This is a genomic window from Gemmiger sp. An194, assembly GCF_002160145.1.
Classification (GTDB): Bacteria; Bacillota; Clostridia; order Oscillospirales; family Ruminococcaceae; genus Allofournierella.
The window spans coordinates 181,885-207,664 of sequence record NZ_NFKA01000002.1; the positions used below are offsets into that span (position 1 = coordinate 181,885).

A 25,780-nucleotide genomic window follows, 5' to 3' on the forward strand; every position below is an offset into this window, starting at 1 on the left:
ATGAGAATAGAATGGGAGTGTTTTCAATGGCAATTTTGGTATGCGGCGGCGCCGGTTACATCGGCAGCCACACCTGCGTGGAACTTCTGGCCGCCGGCTACGACATCGTTGTGGCCGATAACTTCTACAATTCCTGCCCCAAAGCCGTGGAGCGCATCAAGCAGATCTCCGGCAAGGATTTCCGCTTTGTGGAGGTTGACCTGACCGACACCGAGGCAGTGGAGGCTCTGTTTGCCCAGAATCCGGACATCGACTCCGTGATCCAGTTCGCCGCCTATAAGGCCGTGGGCGAGAGCGTTTCCAAGCCCATCGAATACTACACCAACAACCTGGAGACCACTCTGGTGGTGCTGGATGCCATGCGCCGCCATGGGGTGCACAACATCGTGTTCTCCTCCTCCGCCACCGTTTACGGCGACCCCGCCACTGTGCCCATCACCGAGGATTTCCCCGTGGGCGCCACCACCAACCCCTACGGCACCAGCAAGGTGTTCAACGAGCGCATGCTCACCGACTGCTGCACCGCTGACCCCGAGCTGAACGTGGCTCTGCTGCGTTACTTCAACCCCATCGGCGCCCACAAGAGCGGCCTGATCGGCGAGGACCCCAACGGCATCCCCAACAACCTGGTGCCCTACATTGCCAAGGTGGCTGTGGGCAAGCTGGAGAAGGTGCACGTGTTCGGCAACGACTACCCCACCCCGGACGGTACCGGCGTGCGTGACTACATCCACGTGGTGGACCTGGCCCGCGGCCATGTGGCTGCCATCAAGAAGCTGGAGCAGAAGCCCGGCCTGTTCATCTGCAACCTGGGCACCGGCCACGGCTACAGCGTGCTGGATGTGATCCACGCTTACGAGAAGGCCTGCGGCAAAACCCTGCCCTATGTGATCGATCCCCGCCGCCCCGGCGACATCGCCGAGTGCTGGGCAGACCCCTCCAAGGCCAAGAACGAGCTGGGCTGGGTGGCCGAGTACGGCATTGAGGACATGTGCGCCGACAGCTGGAAGTGGCAGAGCATGAACCCCAACGGCTACAAAGATTGATATTCATCCCATTTTCTACAAAAAGTATAGCAAAAGGAGTTGTTTTCCCTTGGCGAAAAAACCGATTCTGGTGGTCATGGCAGCCGGTATGGGCAGCCGGTACGGCGGCCTGAAGCAGATCGACCCGGTGGGCCGCTGCGGCGAAGCCATTCTGGACTACTCGGTGTTTGATGCGAAGCGGGCCGGGTTCGAGACCGTGGTCTTCATCATCAAGCACGAGATCGAGGAGGCCTTCAAGTCCACCATCGGCGCCCGTCTGGCCCCGCACATGGAGGTGCGCTACGCCTATCAGCAGCTGGAAAAGCTGCCCGCCGGTTACTCCGTACCGGAAGGCCGCACCAAGCCCTGGGGCACCAGCCACGCCATTCTGAGTGCGGAGGATGTGATCGACGCGCCCTTTGCGGTGATCAATGCCGACGACTACTACGGTCCCGAGGCGTTCCAGGTGATCTACGACTACCTTTCCACCCACGAGGACGGCGCTGTGTATGAGTACAGTATGGTCGGCTATCTGCTGAAAAATACTGTGACCGAAAACGGCTATGTCTCCCGCGGTGTCTGCGTGACCAATGCGGAAGGCTATCTGGACAGCGTGACCGAGCGCACCCGCATCGAGACCTGCCCGGAGGGCATCCACTTCTCCGAGGACGGCGGCGAGAGCTGGACCCCCATTTCCGGCGACAGCGCGGTTTCCATGAACCTGTGGGGCTTCGGGCCCAGCTTCGTGAAGGAGATCCGTGCCCGCTTCCCCGCCTTCCTGGACAAGGCGCTGGCGGAAAACCCGCTGAAGGCGGAATTCTACCTGCCCAGCGTGGTGAGCGCTCTGATCGAGGAGGGCAAGGCCCGGGTCAAGGTGCTGCACAGTGCCGACCGCTGGCACGGCGTGACCTATCAGGAGGACAAACCTCTGGTGGTGGCCGCCATTGGCGAAAAGACCGACGCGGGGCTGTATCCCAGCCCGCTGTGGGGTTGAACTTTTCCCGAATAGCAAAAAACCGGAGAGCACACAGCTCTCCGGTTTTTTTGTTGTCTCAGCTCTCCAGAAAGCGCCGGGAAAAGCGCTGCATGGGCCGGTTCACCTGCTTGGCCACCATTCCCACCAGAACGGCGGCGGCCACGGTGCCCTCCCGCACGCCCTCCAGCCGATGCAGGAACAGCAGCGACAGCGTGCTGGCGATGAGCACCAGCGTCACATCAAAGCCCACCTTAGTTTTGTGGAAGGGTGTTCCGAAGGCCCGGCATACCGCCAGCACCATGCCCTCGCCTGCCAGCGTGACCACATTCGCGGTGACCTCAAAGCTCACCCCGACGCCCACCAGCAGAATCCCCACGGCACACACCAGCCAGCGGGCGGCGTAGCCCTGCACCGAAATGCCCTGAATGGCCCAGACCGCTGTGTCGGTGAGGGTGCCGAAAACCAGGGCCACCGGCAGCTGGATTAGCTGGATGGGGTCGTAATTGCGGCGCAGCAGCAGGATCTGCAGCAGAATCAGCGTCACGTGCATGGCGATGGTGGCGGTGCCCACGGTGAGCGGCGTAAACAGGCTGAGCACATAGGGCAGGCTTGAGATGGGCGAGGTACCCAGACCTCCCTTGATGGAAAAGGCCACACCGAAGGCCATGATCACCAGTCCCGTGCAAAGCAGCAGATAGCGGCGCAGCAGGTGTTTTTGTGCCGTCTTCATAAATTCTCTCTCCTCCCCCGTTTTCTTGGTTTCACAGTGGAAAAGCCCGCTCCGGCTGTTGCCGAAGCGGGCTTTTTGGTTTTGTTTCAGGTCCCTTGCGCAGGGCACTCAGGGCTTAGCCCTTGGCCTTCTTGGCCTCGATGGCAGCCAGAGCGTCCTTGCGGCTCAGGTTGATGCGGCCCTGCTGGTCGATCTCGGTGACCATAACGATCAGCTCGTCGCCCACGGCCACAACATCCTCCACGCGCTCTACACGCTTGGAGTCCAGCTTGGAGATGTGCACCAGGCCTTCCTTGCCGGGAGCGATCTCAACAAATGCGCCGAAGTTCATCAGACGGGTCACGCGGCCCTTGTAGATGGCGCCCACCTCGGGGTCCTCCACGATGGTCTTGATGGTGTGGATGGCCCGGTTGGCGTCGTCGATGTCGATGGCGGAGACGAACACATGGCCGTCCTCCTCCACGTCGATCTTGCAGTTGCAGTTGGCGCAGATGTCCTGGATGACCTTACCGCCCTTGCCGATCACGTCCTTAATCTTGTCCACGGGGATGACCATGCTCAGCATCTTGGGAGCGTACTTGCTCAGCTGGGCACGAGGCGCGGGGATGACGGGCAGCATGATCTCGTCCAGAATGAACAGACGGCCCTTGCGGCACTTCTCGAAGGCTTCCTCGATGATCTCGTAGGTCAGACCGTCGATCTTGATGTCCATCTGGATGGCGGTGATGCCCTTGTGGGTACCGCCAACCTTGAAGTCCATATCGCCGTGGAAGTCCTCAACGCCCTGGATGTCCAGCATGGTCATCCAGCGCTCGCCCTCGGTGATCAGACCGCAGGAGATACCGGCAACGGGGGCCTTGATGGGCACACCGGCGTCCATCAGGGCCAGAGTGCTGCCGCAGATGGAAGCCTGGCTGGTGGAACCGTTGGAGGACAGAACCTCGCTCACCAGACGCAGGGTGTAGGGGAACTCCTCCATGCTGGGCAGCACGGGAACCAGAGCACGCTCCGCCAGAGCGCCGTGGCCGATCTCGCGGCGGCCGGGGCTGCGGGGTGCGCGGGCCTCGCCCACAGAGTAGGGCGGGAAGTTGTAGTGGTGCATGTAGCGCTTGTACTGCTCGGTGCCCAGGTCGTCCATCAGCTGGCTGTCCTTGGTGGAGCCCAGAGTGGCGATGGTCAGAACCTGAGTCTGGCCGCGGGTGAACATACCGCTGCCGTGTACACGGGGCAGCAGGCCGACTTCGGCGGCCAGAGGACGGATCTCGTTGATGCCGCGGCCGTCCACACGCTTGCCTTCATCCAGCAGCCAGCGGCGCACCACGAACTTCTGCATCTTGTACATCAGCTCTTCGATGGTGCCGGCGCCCCACTGCTCGGCGTACTTCTCCTCCAGCTTCTCCCGGATGGGCAGCAGGCGAGCGTCGCGGATGTTCTTGTCGTCGGTGTCCATGGCGGCCTTGAAGTCGTCCAGGAACTCGTTCTTCACTTCCTCGAACAGGTCGTGGTCCAGATCCATGTCCTGGAATTCCTTCTTGGGCTTGCCGATCTCGCGCACGATGCCGCCAATAAACTCGATGATCTTCTTGATCTCCACGTGAGCGGCCTTGATGGCGTTCAGCATGGTGACCTCGTCCACCTCGTTGGCGCCGGCCTCGATCATGACGATCTTCTTCTCGGTGGCGGCAACGGTGAGCTGCAGGTCGCTGACCTCACGCTGCTCCAGGGTGGGGTTGACCACCAGCTTGCCGTTCACCAGACCCATGAACACGCCGCCGATGGGGCCAGCCCAGGGAATGTCGGAGATGGACAGCGCGATGGAAGTACCGATCATGCCGGTGATCTCGGGGCTGCAGTCCTGGTCCACGCTCATCACAGTCATGGTGACGCACACGTCGTTGCGCATGGTCTTGGGGAACAGGGGACGGATGGGACGGTCCACCACGCGGCTGGTCAGGATGGCCTTCTCACCGGGGCGGCCCTCACGGCGCATAAAGCTGCCGGGGATGCGGCCCACAGCGTACAGCTTCTCCTCAAAGTCCACGCTCAGGGGGAAGAAGTCGATGCCGTCGCGGGGCTTCTCGCTCATGGTCACGTTGCACAGCACAACGGTCTCGCCGTAGCGCACCAGGCAGCTGCCGTTGGACAGACCGCACATCTTGCCGGTCTCAACCACCAGCGGACGGCCGGCCAGTTCCATCTCGAAGGTTTTGAAATTGGTGAATTCCTCATGCTTGGATGCAAATTCCAAAGCCATAGTGTTACCTCCTAATTGATGATATAGTTTTGAATATTCCATCAGAAAGGCCCTGTGGCTTTAGCAATAAATCCAGCGTTTTGCCCGCCGTCAAAGCGCTCGATTTACCGCTAATGCACACACGGCATTTCTGTTTTGGCAAAAAAATACAGGGAAAGGCAGGCGGTTTGAAAACCGCCTGCCTTTTGGATGCGTGATTACTTACGCAGGCCCAGCTTGGTGATCAGGGCACGATAACGCTCGATGTCCTTCTTCTTCAGGTAGGCCAGCAGGTTGCGGCGGCGGCCAACCATCTTCAGCAGGCCACGACGGCTGTGATGGTCGTGGGTGTTGTTCTTCAGGTGCTCGTTCAGGTGGTTGATGCGAGCGGTCAGCAGGGCAACCTGCACCTCGGGAGAACCGGTATCGGTCTCGTGAACGCGAGCGGACTCAATGATGTTCTTCTTAGCTTCCATTGTGAATACCTCGTTTTCTATATATTTGCCAATGACCAGGTGTGGGGCAATCGAGGCGCTCTGTTGCAGAGCATACACCCCATACTGGGCCATGGTAGCCTATTAACTATAACACAGACAGCGGCAAAAATCAAGGGCAGGTTTTCTCTCCGCGCATCTTTTTGATACGTGCCGCCAGCAGGCCGCAGCCCGCCTGCAGCGTTCCGGCCCCCAGCGCCGCCACCGGCAGCAGCATGGGATAAAAGCTTACCGCGTACTGGCTTTTGCCCTCGGAAAGGGTGAGATAAAACACCCCGCCGAAAAACACCAGCGCGGGCAGAATGGCCCCGGGCGAGGGGCGCAGCATCAGCCGCACCGCCCCCACCAGCCCCAGCAGGTAGACCGCCGTCTGCAAACAGCCCAGAAAGGGATTCAGTCCCTCATCCAGGCTTTGAGCGAACAGCTGCTCCTGATAGTCCTGCGCATGCACCGGCTCGGTGTTGCGCTGCAGGTACAGCCAGCTGCCGAAGCCCGCATCCAGCCACTGGCTCACGGTCTTCTGCCGCAGGAAGGTTTTGGCCTGAGCGGGGTTGTGCACCCAGTAGCTCAGCTGCTCCTTCAGCTCCTGCGTCTGCTCCTGCTTCATGCGCTCGTAGTCAAAGCCCGCGTTTTCGTAGGCCTTTTCGCTGCGCTTGTCGGCGGTGTGCCAGCCCGGCGCAAATTCGTACTGCTCGGGGCGGCTGTCCAGCCCCATGACCAGCCACACCACGGTGGCGGTGCCGGGCTGCACCGGTACTCCGCTGCGCAGGCTGTACCAGTATTGCAGGCCCTTGCCGGGCAGAAAGGCAAACACCGCGGCCGCGGCCACGGCCAGCAGCTGCCGCCAGCGGCCGGTGCGGATGCTGTCCAGCACTGCCACAATGGCGATGGCCACCAGCATGATGAGCGCCGTGCTCTTGATGGTCATGGCCGCCGCCAGCAGGCCCGCCGAGATAAGGCCGAACCGGTGCTTTCTCGTGTCCAGCCAGCGCAGCGCCGCCCACACGGCGGCAAAGCCCAGCGCGGTGGACAGCAGATTTCCGTACAGAAAGAACACATAACGGGCCACCGGCACACTGCAGGCCAGCAGCACGCTGGCCACCATCTGAGCCTTTTGCCCGAACAGATGGCACGCGATGCGGCAGACCGAGACCGCCAGCAGCATCAGCGCCAGAAAGTTGATCCACCGCAGCCAGATGAGGGCCGCGTCCCAGCTGCCGGCCAGCCGCAGCACCGCCTCCTCCAGGGCCACCAGGCCGCTCTGGAAGGGATAGCGGTACATGTAGCCGCCCTGCTGGAAGGCCGACCAGTCCCCCTGCACGGCTCCCTGCGCTGCCTGTAAGCAGAACAGCGAGTCGGCAAAGGGGGTCGCCTTGGTGCACCACAGCCAGAACAGCGCCTGCCCCGCGGTAAGGCAGACGCCCGCTGCCGTGACCGCCCGCATCACGCGCTCTCCGCGCGCCAGCCAGCCCAGAGCAGTCGCAGCCACCACGATGGCCGCCACGCCCCACAGCCGGTCGGTGAGAACGATCTCATAAAAGCCGACCAGCTCATCCTCCCCCATGAAGGAAATGTAGGACAGGCCCCACTTGGTCAGGCCAAGCAGCGCCACCGCGCACAAAAACATGGCTGCACCGCAGCACAGCCGGCAGAACAGGTCCCGATATTTTTCCACTGTTCTCTCCCCTTTTTACTCGTCCATGGGATGCCGGGCGAAGTAGGCCTTCGCCTTTGCCGCCGCGTCGTTCACGCAGGCGGTGAGCTGTTCCAGCGTGTCGAACTTGCGGCTGGGGGCAATGTACTCATAGAATTCCAGCTCCGGCTCCTCGCCGTAAAGCTGGCCGGAAAAATCCGGGATAAAGGTCTCGCAGGTGGCCCCCTCGCCGGTGGTGTTCACGGTGGGCCGGGTGCCGAAGCCGGTGGCTCCCGCATACCACTGCCCGTTCACCTTCACCCGAGTGATGTAAATGCCGTATTTCGGCGCTGCAAAGCCCTCCGGGTAGATCTGGTTGATGGTGGGAAACCCCAGGGTGCGGCCCAGGCCCTTGCCGTGGCGCACCGCAAAGTCGATGCGGTAGGGGCGGCCCAGCATGGCGTTCACCGCCGGGATATCGCCCTCCGCCAGCGCCGCCCGGATGCGGGTGGAGCTGACCAGCTGCCCCTGGTAGGTGGCCATGGGCACCACCTGTACCCGGATGCCCAGCGGCTCACACAGCTGACGCAGGGTCTCCACGTTGCCCGCGGCCTTTTTGCCGAAGGTGAAGTTGTCGCCGCAGAACACGGCCCGGGCCTTGAAGCCCCGGTGAAGAATCCGCTCCACGAATTCCTCCGGGCTCTGGCCGCAGAAGGCCTCGAAGGGAGGCTCCATGTAATATTCCACGCCCAGGCCCTCCATGACCTGGTGCTTTTCGGTTTCGCTTTGCAGTCGGCCACCCTTCATGGTGCTGCTCAGCGGCAGCTGAAAGGTGAACACCGCCGCCGACCGGCCGTTTTCTGCCGCGTCGAGGGCAGCAGCCCGGATCACCGCCTGATGACCCAGGTGAACGCCGTCAAAAAAGCCGAGGGCTACGCTGCACCCCCGGCTGACGGTCAGGTCCGCTTCCAACGCCTGTAATGTTGTATAAACCTTCAGGGCGGTTCACGTCCTTTCCACAAATAATTTTTCAGTTTTCAAGATGGAATCCTCCACCCGGCCCAGGCCCAGAAAGCCCTCGGGCCCCTGCAGCCGATACACGCCGTTCTCCGCCTTGACCCGGTAGCAGGGCGCGCCGTTCAAAAGGCGTGCGGTGTTGCCGGGCGAGACGGTGAGGGCGGGCAGATGGGCGAAGACGGTTTCCACCGGGAGCAGCAGCTCCTCCAGCCGGTTTTCGTCCTTCGCCGCCTGGATCTCCTCAATGGTGTGGCTGTGCTCCAGGCCGAACACGCCGGCCCGGGTGCGCCGCAGCCCCGCCAGAGTGGCGGGCACGCCCAGTGCCTCGCCCAGGTCCTCCACCAGAGTGCGCACGTAGGTGCCCTTGCTGCAGTCCACCTCCAGCACGAAGTCCTGTTCGCCCTCTTTGCCGGTCAACTCCAGCCGGTGGATGGTCACCGGGCGGGCCTTGCGCTCCACAGTCACGCCCTGACGGGCCAGCTTGTAGAGCGGCGAGCCGTTCACCTTCACCGCCGAGTACATGGGCGGGGTCTGCATGATATCGCCGGTGAACCGGGGCAGAACCGCCTTCAGCTGCTCTTCGGTGACGGCGGTCTGCTCACTGCGCAGCGTGGTGCCGGTCACATCGCCGGTGTCGGTGGCAAGGCCGAAGCGGATCAGGGCCCGGTAGGCTTTGGTATGGTCCGGCTGCATATCCACCGCCTTGGACGCGCCGCCGGCGAACACCGGCAGCACGCCGGTGGCCATGGGGTCCAGCGTGCCGGAATGGCCCAGCTTGCGGGTGCCCAAAATGCCCCGCAGCTTGGCAATCACGTCGAAGCTGGTCCAGCCGGTGGGTTTGTCCACGATCAAAATGCCATTCATGGGGTTACTCCTGTTCCTGGGCGGGCGCATCCGCCCGTTTCAGTTCCCGCTCCACCTCGGCCAGGATGGCGGCCTTGGCGTTGTCCAGATTGCCCTCCAGCTCGCAGCCCGCGGCACGGGAATGACCGCCGCCGCCCAGCCGCTTGGCAATGGCGCAGGCATCCACCTCGGCGGTGGTGCGCACGCTGATCTTGTAGCTGCCCTGGGGCAGCTGGCGCAGGGTGATGCCCACCTGCACGCCCTCGATCTTCCGGGGCAGGCTGGTGATGTCCTCCAGCTCGTTGGCAGCCACGCCGCTGGCCGCGATCTGCTCGCGGGTGAGCCACATGAGGGCGCAGCGGTCCTCGAAGTGATACTCCAGGTTCTCCAGCGCGGTGAGCTCGATGGCCATACGGGCCTTGGATTTGCTCTCGAACAGAATCATGTTCAGCTCCGCCACATCCACGCCGGTCTCCATCAGCTTGGCAGCCAGCAGGTGGCTCTTGGCGGTGGTGTTGGAAAACAAAAAGCAGCCGGTATCGGTGGACAGACCGGTGTACAGGCACCGGGCGATGCAGGGGGTGATCTCCACGTTCATGGCGCAGATGATGTCGTACATGATCTCGCAGGTGGCCGCAGCCTCCGCGTCCAGCAGCAAGGCGTTCGCATAGCCGCTGTTGGAGCCGTGGTGATCGATGCACAGATCGATCCGGTCCAGATATTCCTGCAGCGCGTCGCCGAACAGCTGGATGCTGGCCACATCCACGGCCACCACATAGCCCGGCTCAAACTGCCCCTGGAACAGCTCGATCTCCATATAGGAATAGCGGCTGGGGATGGGATCTGCACACAGCACCGCCGCTTCCTTGCCCAACCGCTTGAGGGCGTGCATCAGGGCAGCGGCGCTGCCGATGGTGTCGCCGTCCGGGTTTTTGTGGCACAGGATCAGCACGTTCTCCGCCCGAAGCAGGCGGCCGATGACGGCCAGCAGGTCTAAGATCTCACTCATGACGTTCTCCTCTTCTTGCGATATCCGGGCGGGATTACTCCTCCCGGTTCTTGTTCAGCCCCGCCAGCAGCTCGTTGATGTGAGCGGCGTAGGCGGCGCCGTCATCCTGGGCGAACACAAAGCGGGGCGCCTTACGGATGTGCATGCGGCGGGAAATCTCGGTGCGCACGTGGCCGCTGGCCTTGTTCAGGGCCTTGACCACCTCGGCAGTGCCCTCGGGCTTGCCCATCACGCTCACGTAGACCTTCGCCACATCCAGATCGGGGGTCACATCCAGCCGGGTGACGGTGAGCAGACCGCCCTCCAGGCGGGGGTCCTTCATCTGGCTGATGATGCCGATCACTTCCCGCTTCATATCCTGGGCCAGGCGGCCCTGGTTTTTCGGGTTTGCCATAGCTCTTTCTCCTTGTTCTTATGGGCGGCTGCCGCCCGAAGTCAAAGCACTTCGGGCGGCGGCCGGTTGGTTATTGGGGCGCTCGATCAGTCCCGGTACTCCTCCAGGATGTAGGCCTCGAAGATGTCGCCTTCCTTGATGTCGGCAAACTTCTCCAGAGTAACGCCGCACTCGTAGCCCTGGGCCACTTCCTTCACGTCGTCCTTGAAGCGGCGCAGGCTGGCGATCTCGTCCTCGGTGATGACGATGCCGTCACGCACCACGCGGATCTTGCTGTTGCGGGTGATCTTGCCCTCCTGCACGTAGCTGCCGGCCACCAGGCCCACGCTGCTGATCTTGTAGACCTGACGAACCTCCAGACGGCCCTGCTCCACTTCACGGATCTTGGGAGCCAGCATGCCCTTCATGGCGTCGGTCACGTCGTTGATGGCGTCGTAGATCACGCGGTACATGCGCATCTCAACCTCGCACTGGGCGGCCTCTTCCTTGGCCACGGGGTCGGGACGCACGTTGAAGCCGATGATGATCGCGCCGCCGGCATTGGCCAGCATCACGTCGGACTTGTTGATGGCGCCAACACCCGCGTGGATGACCTTGACCCGGACCTCGTCGTTGGAGATCTTCTCCAGGCTCTGCTTCACGGCCTCGGCGCTGCCCTGTACGTCCGCCTTGACGATGATGTCCAGCTGCTTGCGCTCGCCCTCGGCGATCTGGCTGAACAGGTTATCCAGGGTGACCTTCTGGTAGCTGTTGAACTGGCGCTCCTTCTCCTCGGTGGCGCGCTTGTCGGCCAGCTCGCGGGCCAGCTTCTCGTCGGCCACGGCATCGAACAGGTCGCCGGCGCTGGGCACCTCGGTCAGACCGGTGATCTCCACGGGGGTGGAGGGGCCGGCCTCTTCCAGGAACTGGCCCTTGTCGTTCTTCATGGTACGCACGCGGCCCACGGCGGTGCCGGCGATCACGCAGTCGCCCTTATGCAGGGTGCCCTTCTGCACCAGGATGGTGGCAACGGGGCCCTGGCCCTTGTCCAGACGGGCCTCGATGACGGCGCCCTTGGCGCGGCGGTCGGGGTTGGCTTTCAGCTCCTTGACCTCAGCCACCAGGTTGATGTTCTCCAGCAGGTCGGAGATGCCGGCGCCGGTCAGAGCGGATACGGGCACGCAGATCACATCGCCGCCCCACTGCTCGGGAACCAGCTCGTACTGGGTGAGCTGCTCCATCACGCGGTCGGGGTTGGCGGTGGGCTTATCCATCTTGTTGATGGCCACGATGATGGAAACACCGGCGGCCTTGGCATGGTTGATGGACTCAACGGTCTGGGGCATGATGCCGTCGTCGGCGGCAACCACCAGAACCGCAATGTCGGTCAGGTTGGCGCCGCGGGCACGCATGCTGGTGAAGGCCTCGTGGCCGGGGGTGTCCAGGAAGGTGATGACCTTGCCGTCGGCGGTGACCTGGTAAGCGCCGATGTGCTGGGTGATGCCGCCGGCCTCGCCCGCGGTCACATGGCTCTTGCGGATGGCGTCCAGAATACTGGTCTTGCCGTGGTCAACGTGACCCATAACAACCACAACGGGGGGACGCTCCTGCAGGCTCTCGGCGGGATCTTCGTCCTGCTCGAACAGGCGCTCCTCGATGCTCACGTGCACCTCTTTTTCCACCTTGGCGCCAAACTCCTCGGCGATCAGGCTGGCGGTGTCGAAGTCCACGACCTCGCTCACGCTGGCCATGACGCCCAGGCCCATCAGCTTCTTGATCACGTTGGCGGCGGTCTGCTTCAGGCGGGTGGCCAGCTCGCCCACGGTGATCTCCTCGGGGATCTGCACCTTCAGCTGGGCCTTGCGGGCCTTCTCCAGCTGGATGCGCTGCAGGCGCTCGGCCTCGGTCTCGCGGCGCTTCTGGAAGTTCTGGCCCTTCTTGTTCCGGTTGTTGGCGAACTTCTGCTTATTGCCAGCGGGCTGGGGCTTGCGGCGGTTCTCCACGTTCTTGGTGGAAGCCAGCTCGTCGAACTTCTCGTTGAAGCGGTCCAGGTTCACATCCACGGTGCGGGTGTCCACAACCTTGGTCACAACCTCGCGCTTCACGGGCTCGGGCTTGGCTTCGGCCTTCTTCTTGTCGGCCTTCTTTTTATTGTTGTTCATCTCCACCACGGTGCCGTCGGCCTTCTTCAGCACCTCGCTGGCCTTGGGCTGGGGCTTGGGTGCGCTGTCCAGGTAGGCATCCAGGCTGGGCTCGGAATTGGCCTGGGTGAAATGCTCGAACACCAGGTTCACTTCCTCCTCGGTCAGGTTGGCGCCGGTCTTCTTGACCTCGCCGCCCTTCTGGGCCAGCAGGTCCACGATCTGCTTGGCGGGAACGTTCAGGTCCTTCGCCACATCGCTCACTTTATATTTAATGGTCATTCGTTTTCCTCCTTTTCATCCGCCAGGTACTGGCTGCACAGATTGGCCAGGTTTTCATCCAGCACGCTGTACACGCCCACTTTCTTGTAGCTTATGCCGCACAGCTCCAGCTGAGTCAGGGGCATTCGGCGGCACTCGGTGATGTCCTCGCAGGTGCGGGCCATCCGCTTCGCGGTGCCGTCGCTCACGTCGGCGGCCAGCAGCACCAGCCAGGCCTTGCCGCTCATCACGCTCTCGCGCACGGCATCGAAGCCCATGATCAGCTTGCCGGCCTTGCGGCACAGGGAAACAGCCGACAACAGTTTTTGTTTATTCTCCACGCTCGGCTCCTTCTATTTCGCGCTCGATGCTTTCGTATACCTCGGGCGGAATTTGAGTATCCAGCGCGCGCTCCAGGCGCTTGGCCTTGCGGGCCTTGGCCAGGCATTGGGCGCTGGGGCAAAGGTAAGCGCCCCGGCCGGGCTTTTTGCCCACAAGATCCAGAGAGATCTCCCCTTCCGGGCTGCGCACGACGCGCACCAGCTCCTTTTTCGGTTTGGACTCGTTGCAGCCAAGGCAATGGCGCAGCGGGATCTTACGTTGTTGCATCGCGGTGGGACGCTCCTTTCTGTTGATGGTTTTGGGCGAAGGGCTTATTCCTCGCTGGAAGCAGCGGGCTGCTCCTCTTCCTCGCCGTAGTAGCCGCTCTCGGGGCGGATATCGATATTGTAGCCGGTCAGGCGGGCGCACAGACGGGCGTTCTGGCCCTTGTTGCCGATGGCCAGGCTCAGCTGATGGTCGGGCACGGTGACGCGGCAGGCCTTCTTGTCGCCCTCCAGGATCTCCACCTTGACCACCTTGGCGGGGCTCAGAGCGGCGCTGATGAACTCGCTCACATCCTCGCTCCAGCGCACCACGTCGATCTTCTCGCCGTGCAGCTCCTCCACGATCTTGCCCACGCGGGCGCCGTGCGCACCGATGCAGGCGCCCACGGGGTCGATGTTCTCGTCCTTGCTCCAGACGGCCATCTTGGTGCGCACGCCGGCCTCACGGCTGATGGCGCGGATCTCCACGGTGCCGTCGAAGATCTCGGGCACTTCCATCTCGAACATGCGCTTGACCAGCTGCTCGCTGGTGCGGCTGATGATGACGCGGGGGCCGCGCTCGGTGACCACAACGTCCTTCACGTAGACCTGCACGTGCTGGCCCTCGAAGAACTCCTCGCCGGGCACCTGCTCGGAGCGGGGCAGAATGGCCTCGCCCTTGCCCATGTCCAGAGCCACCAGGCCCCGGTCGGGGTCCACGCGGGTGACGCGGGCGGTAACGATCTCGTGGGCCTTGCCCTGCATGTCGTTGAACAGCTGGTTGCGCTCGGCCTCACGGATGCCCTGACGGATCACGTGCTTGGCGGTCTGGGCGGCGATGCGGCCGAAGTCCTTGGTCTTCAGGGGGGTCACCACGCGCTGGCCCATCTTGTAGGTCTTGCGGATGGCCTGGGCCTCCTCCAGGGTGAGCTGGGTGTGGGGGTTCTCCACCTCTTCCACGATGTCGCGCACCAGGGAAACGTTGAACTTGCCGTTTACGGTGTCGATCTCCACCAGCACGTTCTCGTCCTCCACCTCGTAATCCTTCTTCACGGCGATCACGATGGCGGCCTTGATCTTCTCGATCAGGTACTCGGCGGTCAGGCCACGCTCTTTTTCCAGCATGGTCAGCGCTTCAAAAAATTCTGCGTTCATTTTTTTCGATCTCCTCCAATTTGTCTGGCTACAACTATCCTATATATAAAAAGATTAGAACAGGTCCTCGTCGTCGCAGAGCTTCACGAAGCTGGCGGCGGCCAGCTCGAAGGCGGCCGGGCCGTTTTCGGTCTCCACGGTCACGGTCTGGCCCTCGATGCCCTGCAGCAGGCCCGCGATCTCCCGGTTGCCGCTCTCGTCCGGCCGGATGAGGCGGGCGGCGATCTTCTGGCCCTGGTAACGGGCAAAGTGCTCGGGCCGGGTGAGACGGCGGCCCAGGCCGGGGGAGCCGACCTCCAGGAAGTAGGCCTGGTCGATGGGGTCGGCCTCCTCGATCACCGGGTCAATGGCCCGGCTGGCCGCCTCGCAGGTGTTCATGTCCAGCGGGCCTTCGCCGGCGGGATCGATCAGCACCCGCAGGTACCAGTCCGGCCCTTCCTTTTCGAAGCGCACGTCCCACAGAATCAGGCCCATGCCCTCGATCACCGGGCGCACCAGGGCTTCCACCTGCTGCACCGTGTTCTGGCCGCCTTTTGCTTTTGCCATCTTCAAACCTCCCAACGCATATTTTACCCAAACAAGCAAGAAGAGCGGGCCTTGCGGCCCACTCTCCATTCAAACGTTATTCTTACGGTATCAACTATACCATATTCCGTCGGCCTTTGCAAGCCCCGCCGGAAAAGTTTCCCAGCCGGGCGACTCAGGACACCGCCGCGCAGGGCTCCGCCCGCCTGTTTTTGCCAAGGCTCAGCCGGGCCCGCAGCCATTGCGCGGCGGGCTTTTCCAGCCCGTAGGTGGCCAGCACAGCCGCCGCCAGACCCACCGCCCAGATCAGAAGCAGGTAGGCGTGCATCCAGCGGGTATCCCCCAGCTGGTTGGGCGGGGTGTCGCCCTGCCAGGGCGGGATGCGCAGGTCGTATTTGACGCGCACCGCCAGCCACTGGTGCCAGATGTAAAAGTTATAGCTGATGGCGCTGAGAAAGGCCCAGAGCTTCGCGCCGGGCAGCTGCGGCCCCAGGCAGAGCCCCACAAGGCAGACCGCGAAGCAGAGCGTCAGCGGCAGCCGCCAGATCAGCTGGCCGTGGGGGCCGTCCTGCCAGTAGGCGATGCGGCGCAGCACCCACACAGCGCCCCCAAGGCCCGCCAGCACCGCCGGCACAAAGGCCCACTCCCTGCGTTTGGTTTGCCCGGGCGCCAGCAGGGCCACCGCCTGGGCGACGGCAAAGCCCAGCCCGATCACCCCGAAAAAGGCGGGCAGCTGGTTGAAGCGCATGCTGTAGTCCACCCCCTGCAGGGGCAGCACCCGGCAGCGGGCATACAGCTCCTGGGCCGCGCACAGCCCCGCCAGCACCGGCAGAGGCCAGGCGTAAAAGGCCCGGGCCAGCAGCGGAAACAGCAGGTAGAACAGCACCAGCACCCCCACGGTCCACAGCGCGCCGTTGGTGCGGCAGTACACGTAGCCCTGGGGCACCAGGGTGGGAATGAGCAGCAGGTGGCTGCCCACGTCCAGCCAGAAATCCCGGTCGGGCCGGTGCCCGGCCGCCCAGACCAGAGCGCTGACCAGCACCGCGAAATAATAGGAGGGCAAAAGGCGCACCGCCCGCCGCCGCAAAAAGCCCCGGCAGCCCGGAAAGGGCTTTCGCTGCGCCCAGGCGTGGGCATAGGGCAGATAGAGGCAGAAGGCGGACAACAGAATCATGCCGTCCACCCAGGCGCCGCCGCTGCGGGCCAGGAAGTCCAGGGCGGGCGGGCACACCCAGCTTTGCTGCCAGAAATGGAATACGCCCACCATGCCCACCGCCAGCACCCGGAACAGATCCGCCCCGGTGGGACGCAGATACCGCTCATTCATTCCCTGCTCTTTCCTCCGTCTGTGCGCGCGGCAAAAAGCGCGGCGGCAAGCAGCACCGGCCAGCAGAAGGTCATGGGCCAGCCGTAGCGCCCGTGGCCGAAGAATACCGGCCCCAGCAGGCACATGAGCAGGGTCAGGTACTGCATGGCCAGCGCACCGCCCAGGCCCTTCACCCGCCGGGCCGAGACCCAGGCGCCCAGCGCCAGCAGGCCCCAGGCGGTCAGGCCGAAGTTTTCAAACCAGCCGGTCACCGGCAGCAGGAAAGCAAAGTCCACCTTTTCCAGCGCTGCTTCCAGCGTATCCAGCACCGCCGGGCGGGTCACATAGTCGTTGTCCCCCACCGGGCTGTAGTACCAGCAGGGGTTGACCGCCCCGGGATAGACCCAGCCGTAGCACAGGTTGGCAAAGGCCTCCAGCGCGCTCACGGGATGGCGCAGGGTCTGGGCCATCCACACCTGGCGGTAGGCCGCCCGGTCCGCGTCGGTGGTACCCTCCCGGGCACTGTAGGTCTTGATGGGGTCCGCCACCCAGGAGGTATAGGCCTCGGCCAGGTTATCGTATTCCACCACCCGGTCGATGATCTCCCGCTCCTCGTCGGTCACCTCATCCGGGAAGTCCCGCACAAAGCGGCCGGTCTGCTGCAGCGGCACGCTCAGCGTCTCGTTGGGGTTGGCCTGCTCCACGCCGGGCAGCGCCTTCAGCCCGCTGGAAAGGGCCATGCCCAGCACCAGCGGAAGCACCAGCCAGACGGCCAGCGCCGCCCGGGCCCGGCCGGTCTTCGCTGCCTTCCACAGCAACGGGCCGGAAAAGACCAGTGCGCCCGCCAGCAGCGCAGGGCCGTTGTAGCGCATGGTGCAGACCAGCAGGGCCGCCAGCGCCGCCAGCCAGAGCTTCGCCCGCCCGCGCCGGAACTGCTCCGGCAGCAGGATGGCCTCCAGCAAAAACACGGTGAACAGCAGCACCGCCGTGGTGTAGAAGGTGTCCTTCATCAGGATGGTGGCCGCCCGGGGGAAGGTGGGCACCAGGCCGTACAGCGCCAGCAGCGCCCCCATCGCCACGGGGCGGAAGCCCAGCCGCACCAGAAAATGCACGCTGTAGCCCATCACCGCCGAGAGGAACAGGCTCTGCACCAGAACCACCAGAAATACACCGGCGTTCCAGCCGCCCAGCAGGGTTTTGCCCAGCAGGATCAGCCCGCTCTGCAAAAAGGTGTGCGCCAGCGGATGGCCCGCGTGCAGCGGCTGCACCCCGATCACCTGCTCCAGCTGCCACCAGGTATCGGTGTTGGAGGCGCCGGGGAACAGGCAGATGAAATAGGGCAGCCAGCAGACCAGCAGAATCGCCATGCTGTACAGGATGGTTTTGCCGCTGGCCTGCCTGAGCCAGGCCGGGCCTTTGACCTCTGTGCGGAGGGCGGCGATCAGCCGGTCCAGCCCCAGGAACAGGGCCCGCAGGCCGAAATACAACAGGATGCTGTAGCCCAGCCAGACCGCACCGGCCTTTGCCAGCCGGACAAAGCCGCTGTACAGGAAGGACAGGTCCTCACTGGCCTGGATGCTGATGCCGGTCAGGGTGAACAGACCCAGCAGCGCCGCCAGCGGGATCAGCCGCCGCTGGTCCCGGCCGGTGACCGGGGCCTTTTCCAGCGTCCAGCGGTAAAAGGCCACCAGCAGCAGGGTGAGGGCCATTGCCTCCACCGACTGGTCCTTGGTGCGGGCAACCGGGTCCAGGATGTCCAGCGAGAAGGCCAGGCTGCTCAGCCAGGCCAGCACCGCCGCCAGACCCCAGACTCGGATGGTCGCGGTTTGTTTCATAATCCTTTCTCCTTTGGGGGCCGGGCCGCTCAGCCAATGGCCCACTCGCCGTTTTCAAAGATGGTCACGGTCTCGCCGGATTTGGTCAGGCCGGTGATGGTCATGTCCTCCGCGCCCACCATCACATCCTCGTGGATGGCGGAATCGTTCACGCCGCAGGCCAGCAGCTCCTCGGTGGTCATGGCCGCGCCGCCCTTCACGGTGGTGGGGTAGCCCGCACCGAAGGCAATGTGGCAGGCAGCGTTCTCGTCGAACAGGGTGTTGTAAAACAAAAGGCCGCTGCGGTTGATGGGGCTGGAGGCAGGCACCAGAGCGATCTCGCCGATGCGGCGTGCGCCCTCGTCGCTGTCCAGCAGCTGGCCCAGCAGCTCGGCGTTCTTTTCGGCGGAGTACTCCACCACCACGCCGTCCTTGAAGGTGACCGAGAAGCCCTCGATCAGCTGGCCGTTGTACACGTAGGGCTTGGTGCCCTTGACCACGCCGTTCACCCGCTCCCGGTGGGGTGCGGTGAAGACCTCCTCGGTGGGCACGTTGGCGATGAACACGGTGCCGTTCTCGGCCTTGCTGCAGGCGCCCTCCCAGGTGTGGCCCTCGGCCAGACCCACGGTCAGGTCGGTGCCGTTGGCGCTGGTCATGTGGATGCTCTCCAGCTGCAGCTCATTGAGCTTGTCCCGGCAGGCGGTGGTCTTGGCCACGTGCTCCTTCCAGGCGCTCACCGGGTCGCCGCCGGTGACCCGGCACACATCGAAGATGGCGCTCCACAGCTTCTCCTGAGCCTCGTCCTCAGAAAGGCCCGGGAACACGGAAGCGGCCCATGCGGGAGTGGGGATGGCCACCACGCACCACTGCACCCGGTCCTTCATGGTATATTCCCGCCAGGACTTCATGGCTTCCTGCTTGGCCAGGCTCACCCGGTTGATCTTGCCGGTGTCCAGACCCTTGAAGATCTCCGGGTCAGAGGCATGGATGGCCAGCAGGCAGCAGCCGCCCTCGCTCTCGGCGTAGTCCAGATAGCTGCGCAGCTCGTAGGGCTTGGTTTCGCTCAGGGCTTCCTCCTCGCCCAGCTCCATGCGGATGCGGGCGGCCTTTTCGTCCTCCCAGCGGATGACCACATCCCGGGCGCCGGCCTTGTAGGCGGCCTCCATGCAGGCGCGGCCGAAGTAAGCGCCCTCCACCGGGCAGCGGATGATAAGGGTCTGGCCCTTCTGCACGTTCACGCCCACCTGCACGGTGAAGGCGGCATATTTGTTCAGCAGTTCCTGATTCATTGGTTTCATTCCTCGCTTTTTCTGAAATTTTTGCAGGCCCTTTGCGGATCTGCATTGTACAATTGCCTTTATTATAACGAAAAAGGCGGGGCTTTAAAAGCCCCGCCGGACAGATGTGCAGCTTGATTAGAACTGGATCTTCTTCTCGATGTAGTCCTTGACCTGGCTGATGGGCAGTCGAACCTGCTCCATGGTGTCGCGGTCACGGATGGTCACGCAGCCGTCGCCTTCCTCGGTGTCGCTGCCGAAGGTGGCGAAGTCCACGGTGATGCACAGAGGAGTGCCGATCTCGTCCTGGCGGCGGTAGCGCTTGCCGATGGAGCCGGTCTCGTCATAGTCCACCATGAAGTACTTGCTCAGCTCCTGCCAGATGGGCATGGCCTGCTCGCCCAGCTTCTTGGACAGGGGCAGCACGGCAGCCTTGTAGGGAGCCAGGGCGGGATGCAGGCGCAGGACCACGCGCTTGTCCTCCTTGCCCTTGTCGTCGGTGAGCACTTCCTCGTCGTAGGCCTCGCACAGGAAGGCCAGGGCCACACGGTCGGCGCCCAGAGAGGGCTCGATCACGTAGGGGATGTAATGCTCGTTGGTGTCGGGATCGAAGTACTCCAGGCTCTTGCCGCTGGCCTCCTGATGGCGGCCCAGGTCATAGTTGGTGCGGTCGGCAATGCCCCACAGCTCGCCCCAGTCGGTGAACGGGAAGGCGTACTCGATGTCGGTGGTGGCGCGGGAGTAAAAGGCCAGCTCGGCGGGCTCGTGGTCACGCAGGCGCAGGTTCTCCTCCTTGATGCCCAGGCTCAGCAGCCAGTTCTTGCAGAAGTCCTTCCAGTAAGCGAACCACTCCAGATCGGTGTCCGGCTTGCAGAAGAACTCGCACTCCATCTGCTCGAACTCGCGGGTACGGAAGGTGAAGTTGCCGGGAGTGATCTCGTTGCGGAAGGCCTTACCCACCTGGCAAACGCCGAAGGGCAGCTTGCGGCGGGTGGTGCGCTGGATGTTGGCGAAATTCACGAAGATGCCCTGGGCGGTCTCGGGACGCAGGTAGCAGGTGCTGGAGGAGTCCTCGGTGACGCCGATGGCGGTCTTGAACATCAGATTGAACTTACGGATGGGGGTGAAGTCGTGCTTGCCGCAGACGGGGCAGACCACATCCTCATGCTCGGTGATGAAGGCGTCCATCTCTTCGAAGCTCATGGCGTCCACGTTCACCTCGGGGTGCACGTCGCCGATCAGCTTGTCGGCCCGGTGGCGGGCCTTGCAGCTCTTGCAGTCCAGCAGGGGGTCGGAGAAGCCAGCCACGTGACCGGTGGTCACCCAGGTCTGGGGGTTCATGATGATGGCGGCATCCAGGCCCACGTTCAGGCGGTTCTCCTGCACGAACTTCTTCAGCCATGCCTTCTTCACGTTGTTCTTGAACTCAACGCCCAGGGGGCCGTAGTCCCAGCTGTTGGCCAGGCCGCCGTAGATCTCGCTGCCCGGGTACACAAAGCCCCGGTTCTTGCACAGGGCGACGATGGTTTCAAAACTCTTTTCGCTGTTTTTCATTGTCTACTCCTTACTGCGACGCTGGCTGCGCCGCCGCTTGTTTTTCCCCCGCGGACCGGGGTTTTTTGTCCGTAACATATCTAATATTAAGGCGGCGGGGCCGCTTCGTCAAGACGAAAAGGGCAACCGGAGCGGATTTTTGCGAAAAAAAGGGCGGGATTGTCTTCCCTCGAAAGACAATCCCGCTTTTCTGGCCAGGGAGCGTTTTTCTGCGGCGGTCAATCCTCCTGCTCGGCCCGGCCTTCCTGTACCTTGAGCGCGCCGTCCAGCGCACCCTCCACCACCGGCAGAAACTCCTCGCTGCACAGAGTGAGCTTCTGGCTGACCCGGCGGCGCTGCTCGCTGGGCTGGCCCTCCTCCTGCTCGAAGAAATACCGGTCTGCCGGCAGCTTGCAGATGCGCACCAGCTCATAAAAGATGGGCAGACTGGGCAGACTACCGCTGTTTTCGATATTGGCCAGATAACGGGGATCAATCCCCAGCTGATCAGCCAATGTGCGCCGGGTCATCCGTAAAGCAAGCCGGGCGGCTTTGATGTCTGTTCCCAGGGTTTTCAGATTGCTGCATTCTCGGGTCTTTCGCATAACACATCACCTTTACCAATTATTTTATTCTGCGCGGCTTTTCCGATAAATGATGTGTAACGTATTTATAGTACACTAAATAATTCATATTTTCTCTTGCTTTGGGGAATTCCATGCCGTATAATAGGAAAAAGCTTCTTACTTTTCATCAGGAGACAAACTGCATGAATGTGAACCATGTTTTGAACGAATTCAGCGATACCCTTCTGTTTGAATACGACTGTGATTCCGCTCGTTTGGAATTTACGCCCGCAGCCCCCGCAGCGCTGGGCCTGCCGGATCGTTTGCCCCTGCGCAGCGACGCGGGTGGCCGGACGCTGCCGGAGGCTGCGGACAAACTGCGCCGTCTGCTGCGGGCAGCCCGGCCCGGCGGACCGGTAGTCAAGGCGGAGGTGACCTTTTTGGGGCAGGATGGGCAGCTCTGGGTCTATTTATGCCGCTGCAAGGCACTGGAAGGAGCCGGCGGACGCGGCGGTCAGATCGTGGGCAAGCTCACCGACATCACCGAGCGGTTCGACCGGGAGCAGGATCTGCTGCGCCGGGCCAACATGGACCTGCTCACCGGCGTCTACAACCGAAGCGCCGAGGAACTGATCACCCGGAAGCTGAAACAGAACGGCGGCGGCGTGCTGTTCATGATCGACCTGGACGATTTCAAGCAGATCAACGACACGCTGGGCCACTCGGTGGGCGATCAGGTACTGGTGGCGGTGAGCGATGTGCTCAAGCATCTGTTCCGTGCGGGCGATATTGTGGCCCGGATGGGTGGCGACGAATTTGTGGTGTTTCTGGAAAGCCCGCTGGACCCGGACCTGATGGCACGGCGGGCACAGATGATCCTGACCCATCTGGAACGGATTCCCCTGCCCCAGCTGAACGGTCCGGTCAGGGCCAGTATCGGAGTGGCTCTTTCGCCGCCTGTGCAGCCGGAATATGCCGCACTGCACCAGGCCGCCGACGAAGCGATGTATCAAAGCAAGCGTGCCAGCAAAAACGGTTTCCGGCTTTACGTTTCCTCCGAGATGCAGCAACGGGAAGCATAGCAAAATCAAAAAAGGAACGGCGTACCGGTCTTTCACTGGACTGGTACGCCGTTCCTTTGACAGTTTTATTTTTCGTTGCCCGGCTCCGGCAAAGGGAACAGCCGCCCCGCGCCGTTTTGTTCGTGCGTCTGGTTCCGCTTTGCCGCACCCCGTCAGTTCTTGCGGCTGTGAACGCACAGGGTCGTTTGCGCTTTGCAAAAAGAAAGAGCGTACCGATTGCTTGATACGCATGAAAGAGAGCACGTACAGAACGAACCAACGACCATTCCGAGCCCGGAAATTGTCGCGCTGCACCACGGGCTTTCGCCCGCGGCACATCGCTCTGTTTCCGGGCCCGCCTCCGCCTCGCTGCATCGCCCACTGGGCTCAGATCGGCTCCGGCGCAGTTAACAGCCGCCCCGCGCCGTTTTGCTCGTGCGTTTGGTTCTGTTTTGCCTCACCCCGTCGGTTCTTGCGGCTGTGAACGCACAGGGTCGTTGCCGCTTTGCAAAAAAGAAAGAGCGCACCGATTGCTCGATACGCTCTTTTTGGCTCCCCAAGTTGGACTCGAACCAACGACCCTGCGGTTAACAGCCGCATGCTCTACCGACTGAGCTATTGAGGAATAAATGGTGCACTTCCAGGGACTCGAACCCTGGGCCCGCTGATTAAGAGTCAGCTGCTCTACCAACTGAGCTAGAAGTGCATATGTGGTGACCCGTGGGAGAATCGAACTCCCGTTTGCGGCGTGAGAGGCCGCCGTCTTGACCGCTTGACCAACGGGCCACATCTGACAGCTTCATCATTATACCCCGGGCCTCGCGGTTTGTCAACACATTTTCAAAACTTTTTTGAAGTTTTTTGAAATTTCTTTTTTCAGCCCCTCGCCCTTTTATATATTATACATTATAAGTCTGCCGCTCTTCCCTGCTGCGGCGGGCAGCACAAAGGCGGCGCCCGGTTGCCCCAGCGCCGCCATACACTCCAACATTTTTATTATAGCACCAAGCGCCATCCATTTTCAATACAACAATTATACAAATAATGCATCATAAGTATATTCACCTTGTCAATATACACGGGGCTTTTTGTATGGTATATTATAGACACACCAAGGAACACAAAACCAAGGTCGAGAAACTCTAGGCAACCTGTTAAGGATAACAGGAAGAGCCGCAACGAGGTAAGAAAGGAGCGCAGGACCATCATGGTAATTGAAGAACCCGTTCAGTTTTGGCAGGATGGGACCTGCCGCTGAATCTCCGAAATCACTTTTTCACAGCAAGATGATTTCTTGAATGCCAAAGGCCAAGCTGGAACGCAGGATTCAAAAATGAATCAAAGGAACAATTGATCCGGTATTTCTTGGATCGATGGATCGGAAAAAACCGCAGATCGAACGTGAATGATTCAAAAAAGAATTTTCCGCCACAGCAAAAAACCGGAAGGCGACCACCAAAAAGGTTTTGGATTTTCGGAACAAGATTCAAATAGCGTGTAGATCCCATCCCTGCCCACAAGCAGTTTTTTATAAAAAAACCGAAAGTGGATTTGATCCCGATGGATCATACCAAAAACGGTAAATGCATCGTTTGATGTGAGGAATTGGTATTCAGCCTGGTATGGAGCAAGAGCAATGCGAGTGTTCTGAATCACTTCGCACCAAGGAAATAAAAGTTGAGTTTAGGTCTTGTCTGCAACCTCTTTTAAACCATGGAAGCCGAACAACAGTAACGGAACCACAAGACGCATTCGACCGAATCCATCCAAGTAAACGGCTTTGATCACCAGCAAACCAGAGCAATAAACGGTAGAAATCCTTTTTTGATATGTTTCTTTTCATCCGAATCAAACCAGAAGAGGCTTTGAGTCCAATGTACTAAGCAATATTTTGCGTACCATTTCAAGGCGCTTTGAAATTTGAATTCATCAAATCGTACGAAATGAGGATAACGCCAATGTGCTGAATGTTTGCCCGTAGACCACCACCAGGGATGCAGGCAATGTGAAGCGACAAAGCCTGCCGGTATATGGCAAAGGAACGTGAATCGATATGTATGACGAGAAAGTCGTATTGATGAAGCGTTTTAAATCCATCTAAATCGAGGGCAGACCAATGTACTGAATGACTTTCCGCGGGGTGCCGTGTCCGGCATCCCGCGGTTTTTTGTTGCATTTTGCCGGGCGTTTTCCCTGCCGCGCCGCGCGGCTTGTAATTGTATTAAGGACGCAAAGGTGCTATAATAAGAAAATTGCAGGCGTCGTTTTTCCGCCTGCCAATCTGAGCAAAGGGGCGTGGAACCAGGCCATGCAGAACGAACATCCCGTTTTGGGTATTTTGGGTGGGCTCGGCCCCATGAGCACGGTATACTTTTACCAGATGCTCACCGAGCATACCCCTGCCCAGCGCGATCAGGATCATCTGGACATTGTGATCTCCAGCCGGGCCTCCACCCCGGACCGCACCGCCTACATTCTGGGCGAAAGCGAGGACGATCCCTTCGCCCAGATGGAGCGGGACGCGGAAATGCTGGTGAAGTACGGGGCCACCATCCTGGCCATTCCCTGCAACACCGCCCACTATTTCTACGACCGGCTGGCCCGCAGCCTGCCGGTGCCCATTCTGAACATGGTGCGCCTGACCGTACAGCATGCCAAGGCCCAGGGCTGCACCCGGCTGGGCATCCTGGCCACCAGCGGCACCGTGGGCAGCTGCACCTACCAACGAATGTGCCGGGCCGAGGGCATTGATTTTGCCATTCCTTCCCTGCCCCGCCAGACCCAGTTGATGAACATCATCTACGACCAGATCAAAAAGGGCCAGCGGGCCGACATGAAGCTCTTCATGGAAATTGCCGACGAGCTGCGGGCCGCCGGCTGCGAAAAGGCGGTGCTGGGCTGCACCGAGCTTTCGCTCATCAAGCGGGACGAAGGGCTGGACAGCTTTTTCATCGACAGCACCGAGGTGCTGGCCGAGGAGACCCTGCTGGCCTGCGGCAAAACCCCCATCGGGTTTTAAGGCAACACCGCACACTTCACGCCCAAGGGCTCAGGCGGCGCATCGCGCCAAAATTTTCCGTGGAATTTTCCAAAAATGCTCGCCAATCCACCAAGGATTGGCTGTGCTTTTTGGTTCATTCCGCAAAAAATTTTCCGGCGCGCTCCACCACCTGGAATTATGCAGTATCGCCTTAAACACCAAAGACAAGACCGCCCCAGGCGGG

22 protein-coding genes and 3 tRNA genes are annotated in these 25,780 nt (G+C 61.6%); 4 read left to right on the plus strand and 21 right to left on the minus strand.

Going from position 1 to position 25,780, the window contains the following annotated elements; genetic code table 11:
* Positions 1-26: 26 nt before the first annotated feature.
* On the plus strand, positions 27-1,046 hold the full coding sequence (galE, locus tag B5F28_RS02050; protein WP_087292832.1) for a UDP-glucose 4-epimerase GalE: 1,020 nt from the start codon (positions 27-29) through the stop codon (positions 1,044-1,046).
* Between the two features lie 76 nt (positions 1,047-1,122).
* Entirely contained in the window at positions 1,123-2,019 is an 897-nt protein-coding gene (locus tag B5F28_RS02055) for a nucleotidyltransferase family protein (RefSeq protein WP_087292968.1), read from the plus strand.
* A 58-nt stretch (positions 2,020-2,077) separates the two neighbouring features.
* On the opposite strand, the gene B5F28_RS02060 is transcribed toward B5F28_RS02055, so the two are convergent.
* The 18 genes from B5F28_RS02060 to B5F28_RS02145 all read right to left on the minus strand — a co-directional run bounded on the left by B5F28_RS02060 (position 2,078) and on the right by B5F28_RS02145 (position 21,534).
* Positions 2,078-2,731 (minus strand): YczE/YyaS/YitT family protein, encoded by a 654-nt coding sequence (locus B5F28_RS02060; RefSeq protein ID WP_087292835.1) that lies wholly within the window; start codon positions 2,729-2,731, stop codon positions 2,078-2,080.
* 115 nt (positions 2,732-2,846) lie between these two features.
* Positions 2,847-4,985 (minus strand): polyribonucleotide nucleotidyltransferase, encoded by a 2,139-nt coding sequence (locus B5F28_RS02065; protein ID WP_087292838.1) that lies wholly within the window; start codon positions 4,983-4,985, stop codon positions 2,847-2,849.
* A gap of 197 nt (positions 4,986-5,182) precedes the next feature.
* Positions 5,183-5,440, minus strand: coding sequence for a 30S ribosomal protein S15 (rpsO, locus tag B5F28_RS02070; RefSeq protein ID WP_087292841.1), 258 nt, complete (start codon positions 5,438-5,440; stop codon positions 5,183-5,185).
* Positions 5,441-5,570: 130 nt separating this feature from the next.
* The gene (locus B5F28_RS02075) at positions 5,571-7,133 is read right to left on the minus strand and encodes an ArnT family glycosyltransferase (RefSeq protein WP_087292844.1); all 1,563 of its coding nucleotides are present in this window, start codon (positions 7,131-7,133) and stop codon (positions 5,571-5,573) included.
* A gap of 15 nt (positions 7,134-7,148) precedes the next feature.
* Complete coding sequence (gene ribF / locus B5F28_RS02080) at positions 7,149-8,063, minus strand: riboflavin biosynthesis protein RibF (RefSeq protein ID WP_247643376.1); 915 nt, start codon at positions 8,061-8,063, stop codon at positions 7,149-7,151.
* Between the two features lie 33 nt (positions 8,064-8,096).
* Positions 8,097-8,972 (minus strand): tRNA pseudouridine(55) synthase TruB, encoded by an 876-nt coding sequence (gene truB, locus B5F28_RS02085; RefSeq protein ID WP_087292851.1) that lies wholly within the window; start codon positions 8,970-8,972, stop codon positions 8,097-8,099.
* 4 nt (positions 8,973-8,976) lie between these two features.
* Positions 8,977-9,960, minus strand: coding sequence for a DHH family phosphoesterase (locus tag B5F28_RS02090; protein ID WP_087292854.1), 984 nt, complete (start codon positions 9,958-9,960; stop codon positions 8,977-8,979).
* 34 nt (positions 9,961-9,994) lie between these two features.
* Positions 9,995-10,354: a 30S ribosome-binding factor RbfA gene (rbfA, locus tag B5F28_RS02095; RefSeq protein ID WP_087184075.1), complete on the minus strand. Its 360-nt coding sequence runs from the start codon at positions 10,352-10,354 to the stop codon at positions 9,995-9,997.
* 86 nt (positions 10,355-10,440) lie between these two features.
* On the minus strand, positions 10,441-12,756 hold the full coding sequence (gene infB / locus B5F28_RS02100) for a translation initiation factor IF-2 (RefSeq protein ID WP_087292857.1): 2,316 nt from the start codon (positions 12,754-12,756) through the stop codon (positions 10,441-10,443).
* On the minus strand, positions 12,753-13,076 hold the full coding sequence (locus tag B5F28_RS02105) for a L7Ae/L30e/S12e/Gadd45 family ribosomal protein (RefSeq protein ID WP_087292860.1): 324 nt from the start codon (positions 13,074-13,076) through the stop codon (positions 12,753-12,755). Before B5F28_RS02105 ends, infB begins: the two co-directional genes overlap by 4 nt.
* Positions 13,066-13,344 carry an RNase P modulator RnpM gene (gene rnpM, locus B5F28_RS02110; protein WP_058963858.1) on the minus strand — a complete coding sequence of 93 codons (279 nt, stop codon included), beginning with the start codon at positions 13,342-13,344 and terminating at the stop codon, positions 13,066-13,068. The genes B5F28_RS02105 and rnpM overlap by 11 nt, the downstream gene beginning before the upstream one ends.
* Positions 13,345-13,388: 44 nt before the next feature.
* Complete coding sequence (nusA, locus tag B5F28_RS02115) at positions 13,389-14,474, minus strand: transcription termination factor NusA (RefSeq protein WP_087184073.1); 1,086 nt, start codon at positions 14,472-14,474, stop codon at positions 13,389-13,391.
* Between the two features lie 54 nt (positions 14,475-14,528).
* On the minus strand, positions 14,529-15,020 hold the full coding sequence (locus B5F28_RS02120) for a ribosome maturation factor RimP (RefSeq protein ID WP_087292863.1): 492 nt from the start codon (positions 15,018-15,020) through the stop codon (positions 14,529-14,531).
* Positions 15,021-15,174: 154 nt separating this feature from the next.
* Positions 15,175-16,326, minus strand: coding sequence for an acyltransferase family protein (locus B5F28_RS02125; protein WP_087292866.1), 1,152 nt, complete (start codon positions 16,324-16,326; stop codon positions 15,175-15,177).
* Complete coding sequence (locus tag B5F28_RS02130; protein ID WP_087292869.1) at positions 16,323-18,140, minus strand: DUF6020 family protein; 1,818 nt, start codon at positions 18,138-18,140, stop codon at positions 16,323-16,325. The genes B5F28_RS02125 and B5F28_RS02130 overlap by 4 nt, the downstream gene beginning before the upstream one ends.
* A 29-nt stretch (positions 18,141-18,169) precedes the next feature.
* Complete coding sequence (locus B5F28_RS02135) at positions 18,170-19,408, minus strand: aminopeptidase (protein ID WP_087292871.1); 1,239 nt, start codon at positions 19,406-19,408, stop codon at positions 18,170-18,172.
* A gap of 126 nt (positions 19,409-19,534) precedes the next feature.
* Positions 19,535-20,950: a glycine--tRNA ligase gene (locus B5F28_RS02140; protein WP_087292874.1), complete on the minus strand. Its 1,416-nt coding sequence runs from the start codon at positions 20,948-20,950 to the stop codon at positions 19,535-19,537.
* 218 nt (positions 20,951-21,168) lie between these two features.
* The gene (locus B5F28_RS02145; RefSeq protein WP_087292877.1) at positions 21,169-21,534 is read right to left on the minus strand and encodes a helix-turn-helix transcriptional regulator; all 366 of its coding nucleotides are present in this window, start codon (positions 21,532-21,534) and stop codon (positions 21,169-21,171) included.
* A 164-nt stretch (positions 21,535-21,698) separates the two neighbouring features.
* On the opposite strand from B5F28_RS02145, the gene B5F28_RS02150 reads away from it, so the two are divergent.
* Positions 21,699-22,577, plus strand: coding sequence for a GGDEF domain-containing protein (locus B5F28_RS02150; RefSeq protein WP_158097487.1), 879 nt, complete (start codon positions 21,699-21,701; stop codon positions 22,575-22,577).
* A 528-nt stretch (positions 22,578-23,105) separates the two neighbouring features.
* On the opposite strand, the gene B5F28_RS02155 is transcribed toward B5F28_RS02150, so the two are convergent.
* The 3 genes from B5F28_RS02155 to B5F28_RS02165 form a co-directional block, all read right to left on the minus strand.
* Positions 23,106-23,181 (minus strand) — tRNA-Asn (locus B5F28_RS02155).
* Between the two features lie 5 nt (positions 23,182-23,186).
* Positions 23,187-23,262: transfer RNA gene (locus B5F28_RS02160), tRNA-Lys, on the minus strand.
* Between the two features lie 5 nt (positions 23,263-23,267).
* Positions 23,268-23,342, minus strand: a tRNA-Glu gene (locus B5F28_RS02165).
* A gap of 1,522 nt (positions 23,343-24,864) precedes the next feature.
* Between B5F28_RS02165 and cuyB the strand changes: the two genes are divergently transcribed.
* Positions 24,865-25,575 (plus strand): cysteate racemase, encoded by a 711-nt coding sequence (gene cuyB / locus B5F28_RS02170; RefSeq protein WP_087292883.1) that lies wholly within the window; start codon positions 24,865-24,867, stop codon positions 25,573-25,575.
* Positions 25,576-25,780 lie beyond the last annotated feature (205 nt).

Coding starts and splice junctions, on each gene's coding strand:
- galE (WP_087292832.1), top strand. CDS start 27: ATGGCAATTTTGGTATGCGGCGGCGCCGGTTACATCGGCAGCCACACC.
- B5F28_RS02055 (WP_087292968.1), top strand. CDS start 1,123: ATGGCAGCCGGTATGGGCAGCCGGTACGGCGGCCTGAAGCAGATCGAC.
- B5F28_RS02060 (WP_087292835.1), bottom strand. CDS start 2,731: ATGAAGACGGCACAAAAACACCTGCTGCGCCGCTATCTGCTGCTTTGC.
- B5F28_RS02065 (WP_087292838.1), bottom strand. CDS start 4,985: ATGGCTTTGGAATTTGCATCCAAGCATGAGGAATTCACCAATTTCAAA.
- rpsO (WP_087292841.1), bottom strand. CDS start 5,440: ATGGAAGCTAAGAAGAACATCATTGAGTCCGCTCGCGTTCACGAGACC.
- truB (WP_087292851.1), bottom strand. CDS start 8,972: ATGAATGGCATTTTGATCGTGGACAAACCCACCGGCTGGACCAGCTTC.
- B5F28_RS02090 (WP_087292854.1), bottom strand. CDS start 9,960: ATGAGTGAGATCTTAGACCTGCTGGCCGTCATCGGCCGCCTGCTTCGG.
- rbfA (WP_087184075.1), bottom strand. CDS start 10,354: ATGGCAAACCCGAAAAACCAGGGCCGCCTGGCCCAGGATATGAAGCGG.
- infB (WP_087292857.1), bottom strand. CDS start 12,756: ATGACCATTAAATATAAAGTGAGCGATGTGGCGAAGGACCTGAACGTT.
- rnpM (WP_058963858.1), bottom strand. CDS start 13,344: ATGCAACAACGTAAGATCCCGCTGCGCCATTGCCTTGGCTGCAACGAG.
- nusA (WP_087184073.1), bottom strand. CDS start 14,474: ATGAACGCAGAATTTTTTGAAGCGCTGACCATGCTGGAAAAAGAGCGT.
- B5F28_RS02120 (WP_087292863.1), bottom strand. CDS start 15,020: ATGGCAAAAGCAAAAGGCGGCCAGAACACGGTGCAGCAGGTGGAAGCC.
- B5F28_RS02125 (WP_087292866.1), bottom strand. CDS start 16,326: ATGAATGAGCGGTATCTGCGTCCCACCGGGGCGGATCTGTTCCGGGTG.
- B5F28_RS02130 (WP_087292869.1), bottom strand. CDS start 18,140: ATGAAACAAACCGCGACCATCCGAGTCTGGGGTCTGGCGGCGGTGCTG.
- B5F28_RS02135 (WP_087292871.1), bottom strand. CDS start 19,408: ATGAATCAGGAACTGCTGAACAAATATGCCGCCTTCACCGTGCAGGTG.
- B5F28_RS02140 (WP_087292874.1), bottom strand. CDS start 20,950: ATGAAAAACAGCGAAAAGAGTTTTGAAACCATCGTCGCCCTGTGCAAG.
- B5F28_RS02145 (WP_087292877.1), bottom strand. CDS start 21,534: ATGCGAAAGACCCGAGAATGCAGCAATCTGAAAACCCTGGGAACAGAC.
- B5F28_RS02150 (WP_158097487.1), top strand. CDS start 21,699: ATGAATGTGAACCATGTTTTGAACGAATTCAGCGATACCCTTCTGTTT.
- cuyB (WP_087292883.1), top strand. CDS start 24,865: ATGCAGAACGAACATCCCGTTTTGGGTATTTTGGGTGGGCTCGGCCCC.